This window comes from Polaribacter sp. Asnod1-A03, from assembly GCF_045063585.1.
Classification (GTDB): Bacteria; Bacteroidota; Bacteroidia; order Flavobacteriales; family Flavobacteriaceae; genus Polaribacter.
Window position 1 is genome coordinate 3,215,673 of record NZ_JBEFOE010000009.1, and the last position, 16,462, is coordinate 3,232,134.

Consider the following 16,462-nt stretch of genomic DNA (forward strand, 5'->3'; position numbering starts at 1 on the left):
TCTGTAACCAACCGTTACAGAACTGTGTTCTTGTTTTTTTTGAGAAAATTATTTCCCTAAGATTAATGCACCAAATGCTAAACCTTCTAATAAGGCACCAATGATGATCATTGCAGTTTGAATTTTACCAGCTGCTTCAGGTTGACGAGCAATTCCTTCCATTGCTTTTCCACCGATTTGACCTAATCCAATACCACCTCCGATAACGATTAATCCTGCTCCAATTAAATTGTACATACTAATTGATTTTAAATATATTAATTAAACAAATTCTAATTCTCTTTTGTACTTGATTTTTTAAATCAAGATTTTCTTACTAGTGATGCTCGTGTTCTTCAACAGCCATCCCAATAAACAATGATGATAACATTGTAAAAATAAATGCTTGTAAAAAGGCTACTAAAATTTCAATAACCATAATAAACAACGCTAATACTAAAGACATCCCTGTAGATGCTACAGGACCAAAAGCCTCTTTCATTGTTACCATTAAAGCTATTAAACTCATTACCACAAAGTGACCTGCTGTTATGTTTGCAAACAAACGCACTAATAATGAAAATGGTTTAATTAAAATAAAACCAGCTAATTCTATAACTGCTAATACTGGTCTTAAAATATAAGGCACACCTGGCATCCATAATGTATGTGCCCAAAAATCTTTACTTCCGTTAAAAATGTAGATTACTAATGTAAATAAAGCTAATGCTACAGTAACTGCAATTTGCCCTGTTACATTAAAACCTAACGGAGTTAATCCTAATAAGTTTAAAATCCATATAAAGAAAAACACTGTTAACAAAAAGCCCATAAACTTTTTATACTTCTTCTCTCCAATATTTGGTCTAGCTATTTCATCTCTAACATAAATTACTAAAGGCTCTAAAGCTCTACCTAAACCTTTAGGAATTTCTCTTGTTTTATATTGTTTTGCTAATGCAGAAAAACCTAAAAACATTAGAATAGCTGCTAACAAAATACCTACAACAGATTTTGTAATAGAAAAATCTAAAACTTTGTGTGCATTTGTTGCATGATGAGTTTCATCAAAAGAAACGGTTGTTGCACCGCTATCTAATTCATAGATTTTACTGTGAATCTTAGCGAATTTTAGTCCATTTTTCTCTACAATTACGTGCCCATCATCATTGTGATGAAATTCTGAAGACATAAAAGTTACCAAACCTTCACTAGACCAAAAAATCACTGGCAAAGAAAAACCAAAATGTTTTCTTTCTCCTTCTTCTGATGTGTAAGAAAAAAATGTAAAATCGTGAGAGTCTTTAAGGTGATGCTGAATGTAAGCAGTTACCTCTTCTTGAGTATTTACCTCGCCACCATCTTCTTGATTATGGTGTTTTTTTTCTGACTCAAATGCGAAACTTGTAGTGGTAATAAAGGCTATTACTACTAATGTAAGAAATTTGATTGTTTTTTGTGCAATCTCCATTGTTAAAATACGCTTTCTAAATTCCGCGCAAAGGTATGCAATAATTAAAAAATATTAACCTTTTTTTAAGGTAATTTTTAATATTATTTTCTGTTTAGTATTTTAATAACACAGATAGCTTCTGTTAATAAAAAAATAACGGTAGGAATTAACAACGAAATTTTAGTTGAAAAAATTAAATTTTCTTCTGAAAATATTGATTTATTAAAGACTACACTAAATAGCGTTAGCTTTAAAAAAATTGCACCAAGGTATATAAAACCTAATTGCTCTGATATTTTATCAACAGTTAAAAACAATAAAAAATTCACATAAATCAGCATAGAAAAGCCAACATGAAAAAAGTATACTTTTTCTAGTGAAAAAGGCAAAACTATTTGATAATATTCTAAAAGAAAATTATGAAGAAAAAAACATAAAAAAGAAAAAACAACAAATAGAACAGCTTTGGTTATATAATTTTTAATCATTAATTTTATTAGCTTGTTTTATTAATGAATAAGTAGCAATAAAAACAGATAATAATGCAACAGTTTCTTTTAAAAAAGAAGTTTCAAATTTTACATCTAACCATTTTCCAAACAAAAACCCCAAATAAATGGTTAAGCCCATTTGCAAGCCTGCGCCTGAAAGTCGTATTGCTTTATTAAGCGATTTTTTCTGATTGTTTTTCTTGGTCATTATTAGAATTCAATTCTTTTACCGCACCGATGCCTTTCATTGCACATGAGGCATTAAACGCAGCCCCTGCTTCTACAACAAGTTTTTCTATTATAACGTCTCCAGAAATATTGGCAGATGCTTTAACTGTAAGTGTATTTAAAACTAATAACTCTCCTATAAATTTACCTTCTATATCGGCATATTCAGCTTCTACCTTACCTTTTATTAACCCATTTACACCAATAATTACACGGCCATTTGTTTTTAATGTACCTTCTAAAGTTCCATCAATTCTAAAATCTCCGTCAGACTTAATATCTCCAACAATTACTGTATTTTTAGCTACAACATTTCTTTCTGTAACAGTTTTCTTTTCTGGCTCTTTGTTTTTACCCCCAAACATTTTTACTTACTTAATTGATTAACTATTTGTTTTGCTTTTTTTCCTTCTTCTGTATTTGCGTAGCTAACAGCTACAAAATCCATTGCAATTTTGTAAGTTTCTTTATCTTTATATTTACCTATAGCATAAGCTTTTAATAATTCAAATTTAGGAATTAATTTTGAATCCTGTATTGTTGGCAATTTTTTATCTATTTCTAATACAACTTCTTCAAACTTATTTTGTTTGTATAAATAATAAATCTCTTTGTATATATTTTCTAATTCATTAACAGATATTTCTTCTTCTATTGGTTGATCAGGATTTCTTATGACTTGCGCAAACTTAGTATTAGAATAATCTGTAAGTATTATATCTTTGTGTTTAATTGCCAATATATTTTGCCCTAAGCCAGTATATATTTGATATAAATGCCAATTAATTGGTAAAATTAATTCCTTTACAGGCTTTAAACTAGCTACTCTTTCTAATCTTTCAATGGCTAATTTTACATCTTTAAATTGTTCTTTATAAATTACTCCTAACTCATATAAAGCATTATTTCTATCTAATTTTAAGGTATCAATCTCACCTTGACTTGTAGGAATAGTTTCAAGATAACTTACTAAATCATACCGAGAATTCCTTCGAGTTACTTGCAATGAATCTTTATTAGCTACACCTAAGCTTACTTTAGAAGACCACCTCCAATCATCTTCTAACGTTCTATTTCCCCAAATTTTTTGAAATTCAGTTTTTCCAAAACTTAATGATTGCGAATTATAGAAATACCATTTCCCTTTATTATTAGACTGCAAAGAACTACCTCCAAAAGAGCCTCCAAATGCTTGCTGATTCAATTTTAACTGAGCAGCTTCTTCATCTTTCTTTTTTAAATTATTTATATAATTTTGAAAAAACACCTCTTGATCTTCTCTAGAAAGCGAAGCAATTCTTAAGATACTATCATTTTCTATAACCTTATTTTCATAACGAATTAAAGATGCTAAATTTCTATGCTTTCTCTTAATTCTTCTTATTCTTAAATCTAAAGTATCTTTAGCAATTCTTAAAATACTATCGTAATAAGCACTTGCGTCTAAGTAATTAGAATGTTTAAAATTGATGTTACCAAGTTTTTCGTAAGTAAAAGTTTTCTGTTTTACACCACCAGAAACAGCTCTTAATGATTGTTTGTAATAATTAACAGCTAAACCAATACTATCTTTTTTCTCATACAAAGTCCCTACCTGGTAGTACAATTCATCTAAATACTCCTTATTTTCTCTTTCTTTAATTAATTTCTGCAATTTTTTTAAAACAGCCACAGAAGAAGAATCAGTTGTTGCATTTTTTGCCAACTCTATATTGGCATGCATTTTATACTTGTATGGTGCTTTTTTAAAATCGATAATTTTTTTAAAGACAATTGAGGCGGAATCTTTTTTGTTCTCTGAACTATAAATCTGACCTAAAACAAACAAATTTCTTGCTCCCTGATTTCTATTATTTAAAGTTTCTGTAGATTTTGCAAGATATTTTTTAGCCTGTTGTAAACTATCTGCTTTTAAATAAGCCATAGCCAAAGCTGTATAACCTTGTTCTTTAATTTCTTCTGGTAAATCTACCTCTACAGTATCTTTTGTGTGCAAAAGCAATTTCATAGATTCTATTGCAAACTCTTCATTATCTATTCTTATGTTTGCTTTTGCTCGCCAAATTTTAGTTTCGTTTATTAAATTTGCATAAGGATAATTAGCTATAACATAATTAAAGGCTTCTATTGCTGGTATAAAACGTTGATCGTAATAACGGGCTTTTCCTAATAGAAGATATGCGTCATCAATCTGACTATTACGCTCTATACCTTCTATATTCATACCATGTTTTTGGATTGCTTTTATAGCCTTTTCTTCTGCAATACCAAACGGTGTAGTTGCCTTATTTTCTTCTTGCTCTTTCTGGTTCTTAGTGCTATTTTTATTAAAACCTACACCAGATTTTATTTTAGAATTAAATGTTGGAATTGAAATCTTGTCTTCTTCAAACTTAATTGGCTCTATAAGTAATTGCTGAAACCAATCTTCTTCATAATTTTCATTGATACTATTTACACCTTCTTTAAAAGCCTCTTTACCATTAAATAATACATTAAACTTTGTATTTAGAGCGTGCCAATTTCTGTTAATTAAGGTATCTTTTTTTGTGCTACAAGAAAGTAATATTGAAAAAGTAACAGTGACTAAAATTATTTTATTGGTGTATTTCACACAGATATATCTTTATTAAACGACTTAAGAACTATTGTTTAAAACTAATTTCTATTAAAAATAGTATAATAAAGCGTAAAAATAGCAATAAAATAAGAATCGATGGCTTATACAGAAAAATAGCTTTCTAATTCTTTTAAAGTTTCTGAAGATGTTACAATATCTTTAACCAAATTCCCTTTATCTAAAACAACTATTCGCTCGCAAACTTCTGTTACATGCGTTAAATCGTGACTAGAGATTAAAACAGTAATATCTTTATTTTCTGTAAGCGTTTTAATGATGTTTTTTAGTCTAATTTGTGTTGTTGGATCTAAATTTGCAAAAGGTTCATCTAAAATTACCACTTTAGGATTCCCCATCATTGCAGCAACAATTCCTACTTTTTTCTGATTTCCTTTACTTAAATCTCTTAAATACTTTTTCTTTCCGATAATTTCATCATTAAAAAACTCTTTAAATTGAGCAATAAATGTTGTAATATCTGCTTTATTCATACCTCTTAAATCTCCTATAAAATCAAAGTATTCTTCTGCAGTTAAATATCCAATTAAAAAAGATTCATCAATAAAAGAACCTGTAAAATTTTTCCAATCTTCGCTTTCATTCACCTGAATATCATGGCTCACAATTGCCCCAGAAGACGGTCTAACCAAATCTAACAAAATATTAAAATAGGTTGTTTTTCCCGCTCCATTGTTACCTACCAAACCAAAACTTTGACCTGTAGGAATTTGTAAAGTATCTATATTTAAAACTTCTGTTTTTCCGTATTTTTTTGAAAGCTGAGTAGTTTGTATCATCTTTTTTTAATTTTCTTGATTAAATGCATGAATCATTACATACTTATTTGTAATGTATTTTTTTGTAATAAAAGCCATTATTTTTTTGTGTAAAGCAATACCTATAAATCCTAAAACAGCTATAATTAATGCGGCTATTTCAAAACTAACTAACCAATTAATTAAACCAAAAATTGCCATTGGAAAAATCATTAGAGGTAAACCAATTAACCATTGCACTGCTCCTGTTCCTTGAAAATTAAAGGCTGCTTTTTCATCTAAATTTATTTTTTTCCTATTAAAAGTTCCTCCATATAAAATTACATGTGTATTTACACCAACATTATAAATCATGGCAGCAAAATGAACCGCTAAAACTTTCCATCCGAAATAAACATAAGGTATACCCAATACAAAAAGTGCAACAACACTAATACTCATAATAGTAAATTTTGATTTCAAATAACGTTCGTATTTAAAATTTTGACTCATTAACATTTTGTAATAGCTACTATCCCAAGCAGGAATAAATTGTCCAAAATTGATTAAAAAAGTTCCTGTAGAAAAAATACCAACCAAAACAAACATAAACTCTTTATCTGCATACATTGGGTTTGGATAGAAAAACAAACCATAAAGCAAACCTACAGCAACCATCCAAACAGAAGATTTTGTACGTTTATTACGCCACATTAAACGCAAATCATTTTTAATAAAAGGTGCTAAATCTCCTAACCTATCCGCAAAAGATAAGTCTGATGCGTTTGCTTGTTCTACTTTTTCTGAGATTAAAGCATCTAAATACACTTCATTTTTTAACTGTTTGTAATTTGTAATATAAAGTACAATTAAGAGTATTAAAAACACTAGAGCTACAATTGGGGTTTGATAAACAAAATCGAAACCTTTACCAACAAGACCTGCTAAATTAAAAAGTTGAAAATGTTCTACTAAATAACCACCAACTAATAAAGTTATTAATCCGCCAAAGGCGATATTATTTTTATTGATTAAAAAATTTAAAAAATTAGATGATTGAATAATTAAAACCATACTTGCTAACCAACCCAATACTCCTGCAACATTGTATCCTTCTTTAATTAAAACAATCGCAAACGGAACGTAAAAGAACAATCCCATAATGTTAAAAAAAGAAACGGATGATTTTACTAAAATAAAATGAACAATTTTGTCTCTTTTTATTGGCAAAATAAGAAATGGTTTTATATTCATTACTGGTAATTTTTGCATGATGTACCTAAAAATTAAATCGGCAACAATAGCAAACAACAAATAAGAATTCACCAAAACTAAAGGATCTTTTTCTGGAAATTGTTCTTTAAGAATGTAAAAACCACCAACACCAAGTACTAAAAAAGAAACTATAAAATAGAGTGCAAAGAACACCAGAAGAATATTTAGAAAAATACTTTTTCCGAAAGAAGCAGATCGAAAAAACTGTTTCCATTCTAAATTTAAAAAACGAGAAATCATAAGTAGGTTTTTTAGTTTGATTGATAATAAGTAGTTTAAAAATAGATTTTGTTACAAATTTTTTACCAATTTATATTCTGGATACGTTTCTTGCAACAGTTCTTCTGCTTTTTGAGGAATTAAAAAACCAGTTACATAAAACAAAAGAACAACTACAGTTAAAGAAAATGAAATAAGAAATAACCAATGGTTTTCCATAGAATTAAAAGAAACTCTAAAAGCATTCATCATATTAAAAACGTTAATAAATAAAAGTCCTGAAAAACTGTTTCTTGCTCCACTAATCATTTCTTCTAACAAAAATATCTTTTCCTCTTTATTAGTTTTCCTTTTCTGATTTTTTCTAGCAATAGTTTGTTTTCTTAAATCAAAAATCACCAAAATAAGTAATAAGCTCAACAAAATATATTTAGCATATGGCATTTTAAGGATACAAAAAAATAAAAAATAAAGACCTAAGGTTGTTACCACTTTTGGAAACGTAAACCATTCTCTAAAAAAACGCCACATTATCTTAAAATAACGTTTATTCATTTGTTTTTGTTTGGCTTCAATTACATCCATAAAACCAAAAATTCCGAATTTTTTAAACGATATATCACGAGCATCATCAAATGACAAATTGAGGTTTTCTTCCCAAATTTCTTCAATATCATTTGCTAAATGATCTACCAATTCTGTTTGTACATCATAATGATATACGTAGTGTTTTCTCGTGAACTTGTAGAGTTCTTCTATTTGACTTTCTGTTAGTTTCATTTTTATACAATTACATTTGGATATTGTTCTTTTACCAATTTTTTGTTTTGATAAAAAACATATTCTCCAGACCAATAAAACAACAATAACAAGACAAAAATTGCTAACTGAATATTATTATAAATTGGATTTAAAAAACTCTCTTCACTTCTAAAATTTGTAATTGAATTAAATAATATTGATGAAAAGTTTATTATTTGTAAAAAGTTATTAGTTTTATTTAAAATCAAAAAAGTCTTTTTATTTTGTCTGCTTGTTTTCCAATTTTGATAAAAAATTAGTACTGTAACAAATAGTAAAGAGGAATAAACCCAAAAGAAAAAATCTTTTTTATCCTCAAACAAATTCATCCACAAAAACAAAGTATAAAATAAACCTGCAGAAATTAAAATTCTAGGAAGTTTAAAAAACGTAATTAAATGTTTTAAAGACTGTTTGTAAAACTTTTTGTGGACAGATTTTGTTTTCTCTTTTAAAAGTTTGCTAAAACCGCTATCGCTAAAATTCTTATGAATATTTTCAATTTCCCTTTTAAAATCTAAATAAGGATTTGCCTCTAACTTTTCTTCTAAAATATTAGCAAAATGATCTACAATTTCTGCTTTAACATCATAATATTTTATGCCGCAAGAAAAAATGTAATTGTCTATTTGTAAAAGTTGTTCTTTTGATAATTCCATCGTTTATGAAATTTTATATTTTTTGATAGCTTCTTTGTGTTTTTCGTAGAAATGGAAATAACTAATAGTCATATAAACATAAGAACAAAACATACCTATATTAATTCCGTTTAACTCTCTTAATCGTGTAAAAAACATTGCCAAAACAATTAAACCTGTAAAAGCTCCCAAACTTTGAGCTTTTAAAATAAAACCATAAGTAGTTTCTATTTTATAATTTCTAAAAATCAACATATAAATAAAAGCCATAAAACTTAAAACTACAACTCCTTTAAAAAGAATAAAAGAACTATATTCTGTTGGGTTTTCTATTTTAAATTTAAAATGAGTTAACAGCAAGAATGGTAAAAAATAAGATGCTAATAAAAACACATATTGTTTCCAATACACTTTTTTTGCTTTTTGAATTACAATTTTAGGTGCACAAAAACCCAAACCAAAAAACATACTTGTTGTCTCTTTTAATTGTGGATTCCAGTTTTGTTTTGTAGTTGCAAATGCATTGTGAAAAGTAACATTTTCTTTACGCATTATTTCTTCAATTTCAGTCACAACATGATCTAAAACCTCCATCCTTAAATCTATATAAGTAATGTGTTTTACATATAAATAATGTTCTACTTTTTGTAATTGTTCTTTTGTTAATTCCATAACATTAGTTTAACAAGTGTTTGTATTTTTCTAAAATGTTTTTTCTTTTTTCAGAAATCAATAAAACACCAGAAATATGCAATCCAAAAGCTATTAAAACATATAAAAAAAATAAAATTCTATTCTCCTTTAAAAAATCTGAAATGGGTGAAAAAAGATATAAAAACATACTTGGCAAAGACATTACATTAGCCAAGTACTTAAAAGGTACTAATTTTCTTACCGTTTTATTTTTATGATATGTTAGAATAATCCCAAAAATTGCAGGAACAGTAATTACTAAAATAAATGTTACTCCTAAAGTTTTAGTTGACAGGTTAATTTTTAAAAATAAAAAATAAAATACCAGAATTGTTAAAATTGTTATTGGAAGATACTTTAATCGATAAAAGAAACTAAAAAATATTTGCCATAATTCTTTTTGATATCTCCAATGAATAGTACTTTCTTTGCTTTTACAACTTCCTTTATAATTATAAATAAAACTAGAGTGCTCTCCTAAATACTGAGATAAATTTCCATTTCTTGTAGTTGCTTCAAAATCTAAAATTACATGATCCATAAGTTCATATAAATCTTCCGGGTCAGAGAATCTTTTTTTTCTTTTTAAAAAATCATTTAAAAAATTCAATTGTTTTTGGGTTATTTCATAGCGCTTTTCCATATTACTCCAAACTTAATTTAGGATTCACCAATTGCTGCATGGTTCTTAAAAATTCTTGCATTTCATCCAACTTGTTGGCGGTTTCTTTAGTACCACTTTCTGTAAGTTTGTAATATTTTCTTAGTCTGTTACCCACTTTTGCAACCTCTACATCTAGCAAACCATCGGCTTCTAATTTGTGCAATGCAGGATACAAAGCACCTTCGGTAATTTTTAATTCGCCTTTTGTTAATTCTTTTACTTTCTGCGTAATTTCATAGCCATACATTTTATCATTGGTTTCTAATAATTTTAAAATGATGGTTTGTAAAGAACCTTTATATAATTTCTGATTTCCCATTTTTTGATGTGTAATCGTATTTAATTTTTTATTTTCAATGTCACTTCGAGTGATTTCGATTTTATATCGAAATTGTATCGAGAAGTCTTTTAAAAGCCATTGTGTTCTCGATACAATTTTAAATCTCCGTTTTCATTTCTACTTAAAATCACTCGAACTGACAATTACCTTTAACCTTGCCACCAAATATACATAATTTTCTTATACATTAGAATCTTATGTATAAGTTTTTAAATAAAAAAAATCCTAAGTTTTAAAAACTCAGGATTTTTTTTATAAACTTTTAAAAGTACTTTTTCTTACTTTTCTACTTTTAAAACATCTGCAATAATGCGTTCTAATTCAGCTTTTGGTAAAGCGCCGTTTGCCATTTGTGGCTGCCCTTCTGCAGGACAAAATAACATAGACGGAATACTTCTAATACCAAATGCAGCAGATAATTCTTGTTCTGCTTCGGTATCAATTTTATAAATATCTATTTTACCTTTATATTCTTCCGATAAAACTTCTAAAACAGGAGCCAATGCTTTACAAGGTCCACACCAATCTGCATAAAAATCGATTAAAACCGGCTTATCTCCTTCAAATTTCCAATCTTTATTTTCTTCAAAATTAAACACCTTTTCTAAAAAGGTTGCTTTCGTTAAGTTTTCTGTCATAATAAATCTGTTTTACACAAAAGTAGTCGTTTTTTTAGGTTGATAATTACAAACTGTTAATTATTGACTAAAAAGACAAAATCTAAAAAAGGTTGTCTTACTTTTAATGTTTGATAAAAGTAAGTTATGTATCCAAAAACAAATAAAAAACCAGTTGTAGATTCTTATTTCGATGTTGATGTTGTAGACAATTACAGATGGTTAGAAGATGATAAAAGTCCAGAAACTGAAGCTTGGGTAAAAGCGCAAAACAAAGTTACTTTTAACTATTTAGATCAGATTTCATACAGAAAACAACTCAAAAATCGTTTGTCAGAATTATGGAATTATGAAAAAATAGGAACTCCTTTTATAGAAGGAAATTACACTTATTTTTCTAAAAATAATGGATTACAAAATCAAAATGTTATTTACAGAACAAAAGACAATGCAGAACCCGAAGTTTTTTTAGATCCAAACACTTTTTCTGAAGACGGAACAACTTCTTTGGGTGCGTTAAGTTTTTCTGAGGATGGAAAAACAGCTGCCTATTCTATTTCTGAAGGAGGTTCTGATTGGCGTAAAATTATCATTATTGATGTTGTTTCTAAAACGCAAAAAGAAGCTGTTTTGGTTGATGTAAAATTCTCTGGAATTTCTTGGTTTAAGAACGAAGGTTTTTACTATTCTAGTTACGATAAACCAGACGGAAGTGAGTTGTCTGCAAAAACAGATCAACACAAATTATATTATCATAAATTAGGAACTTCTCAAAAAGAAGATATTGTTATTTTTGGTGAAATTCCATCAGAAAAACACAGATATGTTGGCGGTTATCTTACAGAAGACTACAAATATTTAATAGTTACTGCACAAGTTTCTACTTCTGGAAACAAGTTATTTATTAAAGATGTATCCGAAGAAAACAGTAAATTAAAACCAATTATAGAAACCGTAGAAAGTGACACCTATATTATTGATAACAAAGACCATAAACTGTTTTTAGTAACCAATTTAAATGCACCCAATAAAAAAATTGTTATCGTAGATTTTGCAAACCCTACTCCAGAAAATTGGCAAAACTTTATACCCGAAACAGACCATGTTTTAAGTATTTCTACTGGTGCAAATTATTTGTTTGCGCATTATATGGTAGACGCAGTTTCTAAAGTTTTACAATATAATTTTGATGGAGAATTGATTAGAGAAATCAATTTACCTGGAATTGGTTCTGCAAATGGTTTTAGCGGAAAAACAAAAACCAAAGAATTGTATTTTTCTTTTACCAATTATAATACGCCAAATTCTTCGTATAAATTCAACCCAAAAGATGGCACGTATCAATCTTATTGGAAACCAAAAGTTGCTTTTAATACGGATGATTATGTGAGTAAACAAGTTTTTTATTCGTCTAAAGACGGAACCAAAATACCAATGATTATTACTCACAAAAAAGGATTGAATTTGGATGGAAAAAATCCGACTATTATATATGGTTATGGAGGTTTCAACATCAGTTTAACTCCTTCTTTTAGCATTGCAAACGTAGTTTGGATGGAACAAGGCGGAATTTACGCAGTTGCAAATTTACGAGGCGGAGGAGAATATGGTAAAAAATGGCACGATGCCGGAACGCAATTAAAAAAGCAAAATGTTTTTGATGATTTTATTGCTGCTGCCGAGTTTTTAATCGACAAAAAATATACTTCATCAGAATTTTTAGCAATTCGTGGCGGTTCAAATGGCGGACTTTTAGTAGGCGCAGTTTTAACACAAAAACCAACGTTAGCAAAAGTTGCTTTAGCAGCAGTTGGTGTTTTAGACATGTTGCGTTATCATACATTTACTGCTGGCGCAGGATGGGCTTATGATTACGGAACCGCAAATGACAATAAAGAAATGTTTGAATATTTAAAAGGATATTCGCCAGTACATAACGTAAAAAAGGGTATAAAATATCCGGCAACTTTAATAACCACAGGAGATCATGATGATAGAGTTGTACCAGCACATAGTTTTAAATTTGCAGCAGAATTGCAAGAAAAACAAACGGGGAAAAATCCTACTTTAATAAGAATAGAAACAAATGCTGGCCATGGAGCCGGAACTCCGGTTGCAAAAACCATAGAGCAATTTGCAGATATTTTTGGATTTACGTTATTCAATATGGGATTTAAAGAATTACCAAATCCGCCAAAGGCGAAAAAATAAATTTAAAAAAGGTAGCTACATTATTGACTATCTTTTTCTTTTTTAGCAATATAGTTACATAGATATTTTGCGTCTTTTTTTACGCCTCCCAAAGTAGCAGAACCTCTTGTGTACAACCAAGGCAAACCAATAAAATACAAACCTTCCATTTCGCTTACACCTCTATAATTTTTAGGATATTGATTTTCATCTAACTCTATATTTTCAATCCAATTAAAGTTAGGTTTAAAGCCTGTTGCCCAAACAATATTTTTAATGTCGTGTACTTTTTGTTTCTCAAAAATAATCGTTTCTTCATTTGCGTCTAACGTTCTACCCACGCAAGTAATATTCTCTTTTTTAAACAAGGTTTTTACATCTGTACCAATAACTGGCTGACCGCTATTGCTTAATTTTTTTCCTATAAAAGAATATTTATTAGCTGTTAAAAAACCAATTTTACGAAACCACCACCATAATGTTTTTCCTAAAAATTCTTGCGGTAGCGAAACAATATCTGTGTTACCAGAAAAATAGACTTTTTTATTCGTTTTAGAAATTTCATTTAAAATTTGAACGCCAGAATCTCCAGCACCAACAACTAAAGTTGCACCTTTTTGTAGTTGATTTGGACTTTTATAATGTTCGCTATGAATTTGAAAAATATCTTTTGATACTTTTTTATGACAATTAGGTGTAAATGGTTTATGAAAAGGACCTGTGGCAATAATTACATTTTTAGCTTTAAAGTTTTTGTTTTTACATGTTAAGATAAAAAAATCGTTTTCTTTTTTTAAAGAAGTTACTCGATGATTAAATTCAATAGGAATCTTAAATTTAGTAACATAAGATTTCAAATAATCGGCAACTTCATATTTGTTTGCATAATGTCCTTTTTTATGCGGAAAATCCATTCCAGGTAAACTATTAAACTCCGAAGGTGTAAATAATTTTAGAGAATCCCATCTTTTTAACCAAGGTGCGCCAGTTTCTTTATTTGCATCAACAATTAAAAAATTTGCGTTTTGTTTGGTTAAATGGTAAGCAATTGCAAGTCCAGATTGTCCTGCTCCTATAATTATATAATCCTTCATAAACAATTTTATAAAAACAAAGCTACTATAATTACAAAAATGACAATACAAATATTAAGTTAGTTCGTGTTTTATCAACACATTATACAAAAAACATTTCCTTACCTTTGATAATCAGTTGTTAGTAATAATTAAATTATCAAAAAATTAAGAACCAAAACATGTAACAAATTATACTTTTTGTTACTAATTAAGTTAATTAAATCAAAAAAAAAAATGAAAACAATTAAAAAAGTATTTTTTGCATCTGCCGTTGCTTCTTTAACTATGGTAGCTTGTAAACAAGACAAACCAAAAGAAGAGAAACCTGCCGGTATTGTTGTAGAAAACATGGATAAATCTGTAAAGCCTACAGACGATTTTTTTAGACACGTTAACGGAACTTGGTTAGACAAAACAGAAATACCAGACGATCAAACTTCTTGGGGAGGTTTTAATGAACTTCGTAAAAAGACAGATGCAGATGTTTTAACGATTTTAAATAATGCTATTGAAGAAAGAAATTTTCCAAAAGTAAAAGATGCAAACGGAAATGAAATAGATTCAGATCAAGAGAAAGCAGTAAATTACTACCAAACAATAATGGACACTGTTGCTAGAAACCAACAAGGTAAAGCACCAGTTATGCCATTTTTAGCAAAAATAGACGAGATTAAAACTAAGAAAGATGTAGAAAACTACATTACAAATATGGCGCCTTATGGTGGTGGTGGTTTTTATGGTTTTGGTGTTTATAACGATTTAAAAAACAGTAGCCAATATGCAGGTTATATGGGTGGTGGTTCTTTAGGCTTGTCTAGAGATTACTACGTAGATGCAAAAGTTGCAGATAAATTAGCTAAATACCAAGAATTTGTTGGTAAAATGTTTCAAGAATTTGGAGACGATGAAGCTACAGCTAAGAAAAATGCTGCTACAATTGTTGCTTTTGAAACTAGCTTAGCAGAACCAATGATGACCAAAGAAGAGAGTAGAGATACTCGTAAAATGTACAACCCAATGTCTGTAGCAGAGTTAACAGAATTAGCACCTGCAATAGATTGGAAAGCACATTTAGAAGGAATTGGTGTTGGAGATGTAGACAGAGTTATTGTTACAGATCCTGGTTACTTTAAAGCCATGAGTACTGTTTTTACAAAACGTTCTGTAGAAGACATTAAATTATTATTACGTTGGAACACTATTAATAGTTCTTTAGGTTCTTTATCTACAGATTTAGAAACTGCAAATTGGGAATTTTATAGTAAAGAAATGCGTGGTGCTAAAAAACAACGCGCAAGAGATGAGCGTGCTTTGGGTAGCTTAAACGGTGCAGTTGGAGAAGCTTTAGGTAAATTATATGTAGAAAAAATGTTTCCACCAGAAGCTAAAGAAAAAGCTAAGGAAATGATTGACAATGTTATGCTTGGTTTCGAAGCAAGAATTGCACAATTACCTTGGATGAGTGAAGTTACTAAAGAAAAAGCTTTAGAAAAACTACACAAATTAACTGTTAAAATTGCATACCCAGATGTTTGGAAAGATTATTCTGAATTACAAGTTAAAGGTTTAGAAGAAGGTGGTTCTTATTTTGAAAACGCTATAAATGTTACAAAATGGAATTATAACAAAAACATGGCAAAATTAGGTAAAGAAGTAGACAGAACAGAATGGGGAATGTCTCCACAAACTGTAAACGCTTACTTTAACCCTGTAAATAATGAAATTGTTTTTCCTGCTGCAATTTTACAACCTCCTTTTTATGATTATAAAGCCGATGAAGCTGTAAATTATGGTGGAATTGGAGCGGTTATCGGTCACGAAATTTCTCATAGTTTCGATGATTCTGGTGCTCGTTTTGATGGTGATGGAAACCTTAAAAACTGGTGGACAGATACAGATTCTGAAAAGTTTGCTGTAATTGGTAAACAATTAGTAAAACAATATTCAGACATTATTGCAATAGATTCTATGCATTTAAACGGAGAATATACATTAGGAGAAAATATTGGAGATTTAGGTGGTGTACAAGCTGCTTACGAAGGTTTACAAATTTTCTTAAACAAAAATGGAAGACCTGCAGATATTGATGGTTATACTCCAGAACAACGTTTTTTCCTTTCTTGGGGAACTATTTGGAGAACAAAAATGCGTGATGAAGCACTTAAAAACTTAATCATGACAAACACACACTCTCCAGGAATGTATAGAGCTTACATGCCTCTTAAAAACGTAGATGCTTTTTACGAAGCGTTTGATGTTAAAAAAGGCGATAAAATGTATTTAAAACCAGAAGAAAGAGTAAGGATTTGGTAAGGTAAGCAGATCTTTTTTGTATGATTCTCTTTGTGGAAAATTATATTTTAAAATTAAAACCGATGCGAAAGTGTCGGTTTTTTTATATCTCTTCGAGTAATTTTTTGAAG

At 29.1% G+C, this 16,462-nt stretch carries 17 protein-coding genes; 2 read left to right on the forward strand and 15 right to left on the reverse strand.

What is annotated here, in order from left to right; genetic code table 11:
- Nucleotides 1–48 precede the first annotated feature (48 nt).
- From atpE to trxA, 14 genes are all read right to left on the reverse strand, one after another.
- A complete protein-coding gene (atpE, locus tag ACJJVY_RS14340; RefSeq protein WP_004569351.1) occupies nucleotides 49–237 on the reverse strand; it encodes an ATP synthase F0 subunit C in 189 nt (62 codons plus the stop codon).
- A gap of 79 nt (nucleotides 238–316) precedes the next feature.
- A complete protein-coding gene (atpB, locus tag ACJJVY_RS14345; RefSeq protein ID WP_405610201.1) occupies nucleotides 317–1,450 on the reverse strand; it encodes a F0F1 ATP synthase subunit A in 1,134 nt (377 codons plus the stop codon).
- Between the two features lie 83 nt (nucleotides 1,451–1,533).
- Nucleotides 1,534–1,920 carry a DUF6168 family protein gene (locus tag ACJJVY_RS14350; protein WP_405610204.1) on the reverse strand — a complete coding sequence of 129 codons (387 nt, stop codon included), beginning with the start codon at nucleotides 1,918–1,920 and terminating at the stop codon, nucleotides 1,534–1,536.
- Entirely contained in the window at nucleotides 1,913–2,131 is a 219-nt protein-coding gene (locus ACJJVY_RS14355; protein WP_405610207.1) for an AtpZ/AtpI family protein, read from the reverse strand. The genes ACJJVY_RS14350 and ACJJVY_RS14355 overlap by 8 nt, the downstream gene beginning before the upstream one ends.
- On the reverse strand, nucleotides 2,097–2,516 hold the full coding sequence (locus tag ACJJVY_RS14360; protein WP_405610210.1) for a polymer-forming cytoskeletal protein: 420 nt from the start codon (nucleotides 2,514–2,516) through the stop codon (nucleotides 2,097–2,099). Before ACJJVY_RS14360 ends, ACJJVY_RS14355 begins: the two co-directional genes overlap by 35 nt.
- A gap of 2 nt (nucleotides 2,517–2,518) precedes the next feature.
- On the reverse strand, nucleotides 2,519–4,765 hold the full coding sequence (locus tag ACJJVY_RS14365) for a tetratricopeptide repeat protein (RefSeq protein ID WP_405610213.1): 2,247 nt from the start codon (nucleotides 4,763–4,765) through the stop codon (nucleotides 2,519–2,521).
- Nucleotides 4,766–4,872: 107 nt separating this feature from the next.
- The gene (locus tag ACJJVY_RS14370; RefSeq protein WP_405610216.1) at nucleotides 4,873–5,568 is read right to left on the reverse strand and encodes an ABC transporter ATP-binding protein; all 696 of its coding nucleotides are present in this window, start codon (nucleotides 5,566–5,568) and stop codon (nucleotides 4,873–4,875) included.
- Nucleotides 5,569–5,574: 6 nt separating this feature from the next.
- Nucleotides 5,575–7,041 (reverse strand): DUF5687 family protein, encoded by a 1,467-nt coding sequence (locus tag ACJJVY_RS14375; RefSeq protein WP_405610219.1) that lies wholly within the window; start codon nucleotides 7,039–7,041, stop codon nucleotides 5,575–5,577.
- A 51-nt stretch (nucleotides 7,042–7,092) separates the two neighbouring features.
- Nucleotides 7,093–7,800 (reverse strand): hypothetical protein, encoded by a 708-nt coding sequence (locus ACJJVY_RS14380; protein WP_405610222.1) that lies wholly within the window; start codon nucleotides 7,798–7,800, stop codon nucleotides 7,093–7,095.
- 2 nt (nucleotides 7,801–7,802) lie between these two features.
- Nucleotides 7,803–8,480, reverse strand: coding sequence for a hypothetical protein (locus ACJJVY_RS14385; RefSeq protein WP_405610225.1), 678 nt, complete (start codon nucleotides 8,478–8,480; stop codon nucleotides 7,803–7,805).
- A gap of 3 nt (nucleotides 8,481–8,483) precedes the next feature.
- Nucleotides 8,484–9,131: a hypothetical protein gene (locus tag ACJJVY_RS14390; RefSeq protein WP_405610228.1), complete on the reverse strand. Its 648-nt coding sequence runs from the start codon at nucleotides 9,129–9,131 to the stop codon at nucleotides 8,484–8,486.
- 4 nt (nucleotides 9,132–9,135) lie between these two features.
- A complete protein-coding gene (locus ACJJVY_RS14395; RefSeq protein ID WP_405610231.1) occupies nucleotides 9,136–9,795 on the reverse strand; it encodes a hypothetical protein in 660 nt (219 codons plus the stop codon).
- A 1-nt stretch (nucleotide 9,796) separates the two neighbouring features.
- A complete protein-coding gene (locus ACJJVY_RS14400) occupies nucleotides 9,797–10,135 on the reverse strand; it encodes a PadR family transcriptional regulator (RefSeq protein ID WP_165731545.1) in 339 nt (112 codons plus the stop codon).
- Nucleotides 10,136–10,434: 299 nt separating this feature from the next.
- Nucleotides 10,435–10,794 (reverse strand): thioredoxin, encoded by a 360-nt coding sequence (trxA, locus tag ACJJVY_RS14405; protein WP_405610235.1) that lies wholly within the window; start codon nucleotides 10,792–10,794, stop codon nucleotides 10,435–10,437.
- Between the two features lie 126 nt (nucleotides 10,795–10,920).
- On the opposite strand from trxA, the gene ACJJVY_RS14410 reads away from it, so the two are divergent.
- On the forward strand, nucleotides 10,921–12,984 hold the full coding sequence (locus ACJJVY_RS14410; protein ID WP_405610238.1) for a prolyl oligopeptidase family protein: 2,064 nt from the start codon (nucleotides 10,921–10,923) through the stop codon (nucleotides 12,982–12,984).
- Nucleotides 12,985–13,004: 20 nt separating this feature from the next.
- Here the strand turns inward: ACJJVY_RS14410 and ACJJVY_RS14415 are convergent, their stop codons facing one another.
- Nucleotides 13,005–14,057 (reverse strand): flavin-containing monooxygenase, encoded by a 1,053-nt coding sequence (locus ACJJVY_RS14415; RefSeq protein WP_405610241.1) that lies wholly within the window; start codon nucleotides 14,055–14,057, stop codon nucleotides 13,005–13,007.
- Between the two features lie 216 nt (nucleotides 14,058–14,273).
- Here ACJJVY_RS14415 and ACJJVY_RS14420 point away from each other — a divergent pair, with 216 nt between their 5' ends.
- On the forward strand, nucleotides 14,274–16,352 hold the full coding sequence (locus ACJJVY_RS14420; protein WP_405610244.1) for a M13 family metallopeptidase: 2,079 nt from the start codon (nucleotides 14,274–14,276) through the stop codon (nucleotides 16,350–16,352).
- The last annotated feature ends 110 nt before the right edge of the window (nucleotides 16,353–16,462 follow it).

What these genes read in the sequence shown, in the direction of transcription:
- atpE (WP_004569351.1), bottom strand. Translation starts at nt 237, where the DNA reads ATGTACAATTTAATTGGAGCAGGATTAATCGTTATCGGAGGTGGTATT.
- atpB (WP_405610201.1), bottom strand. Translation starts at nt 1,450, where the DNA reads ATGGAGATTGCACAAAAAACAATCAAATTTCTTACATTAGTAGTAATA.
- ACJJVY_RS14350 (WP_405610204.1), bottom strand. Translation starts at nt 1,920, where the DNA reads ATGATTAAAAATTATATAACCAAAGCTGTTCTATTTGTTGTTTTTTCT.
- ACJJVY_RS14355 (WP_405610207.1), bottom strand. Translation starts at nt 2,131, where the DNA reads ATGACCAAGAAAAACAATCAGAAAAAATCGCTTAATAAAGCAATACGA.
- ACJJVY_RS14360 (WP_405610210.1), bottom strand. Translation starts at nt 2,516, where the DNA reads ATGTTTGGGGGTAAAAACAAAGAGCCAGAAAAGAAAACTGTTACAGAA.
- ACJJVY_RS14370 (WP_405610216.1), bottom strand. Translation starts at nt 5,568, where the DNA reads ATGATACAAACTACTCAGCTTTCAAAAAAATACGGAAAAACAGAAGTT.
- ACJJVY_RS14375 (WP_405610219.1), bottom strand. Translation starts at nt 7,041, where the DNA reads ATGATTTCTCGTTTTTTAAATTTAGAATGGAAACAGTTTTTTCGATCT.
- ACJJVY_RS14380 (WP_405610222.1), bottom strand. Translation starts at nt 7,800, where the DNA reads ATGAAACTAACAGAAAGTCAAATAGAAGAACTCTACAAGTTCACGAGA.
- ACJJVY_RS14385 (WP_405610225.1), bottom strand. Translation starts at nt 8,480, where the DNA reads ATGGAATTATCAAAAGAACAACTTTTACAAATAGACAATTACATTTTT.
- ACJJVY_RS14390 (WP_405610228.1), bottom strand. Translation starts at nt 9,131, where the DNA reads ATGGAATTAACAAAAGAACAATTACAAAAAGTAGAACATTATTTATAT.
- ACJJVY_RS14395 (WP_405610231.1), bottom strand. Translation starts at nt 9,795, where the DNA reads ATGGAAAAGCGCTATGAAATAACCCAAAAACAATTGAATTTTTTAAAT.
- ACJJVY_RS14400 (WP_165731545.1), bottom strand. Translation starts at nt 10,135, where the DNA reads ATGGGAAATCAGAAATTATATAAAGGTTCTTTACAAACCATCATTTTA.
- trxA (WP_405610235.1), bottom strand. Translation starts at nt 10,794, where the DNA reads ATGACAGAAAACTTAACGAAAGCAACCTTTTTAGAAAAGGTGTTTAAT.
- ACJJVY_RS14410 (WP_405610238.1), top strand. Translation starts at nt 10,921, where the DNA reads ATGTATCCAAAAACAAATAAAAAACCAGTTGTAGATTCTTATTTCGAT.
- ACJJVY_RS14415 (WP_405610241.1), bottom strand. Translation starts at nt 14,057, where the DNA reads ATGAAGGATTATATAATTATAGGAGCAGGACAATCTGGACTTGCAATT.
- ACJJVY_RS14420 (WP_405610244.1), top strand. Translation starts at nt 14,274, where the DNA reads ATGAAAACAATTAAAAAAGTATTTTTTGCATCTGCCGTTGCTTCTTTA.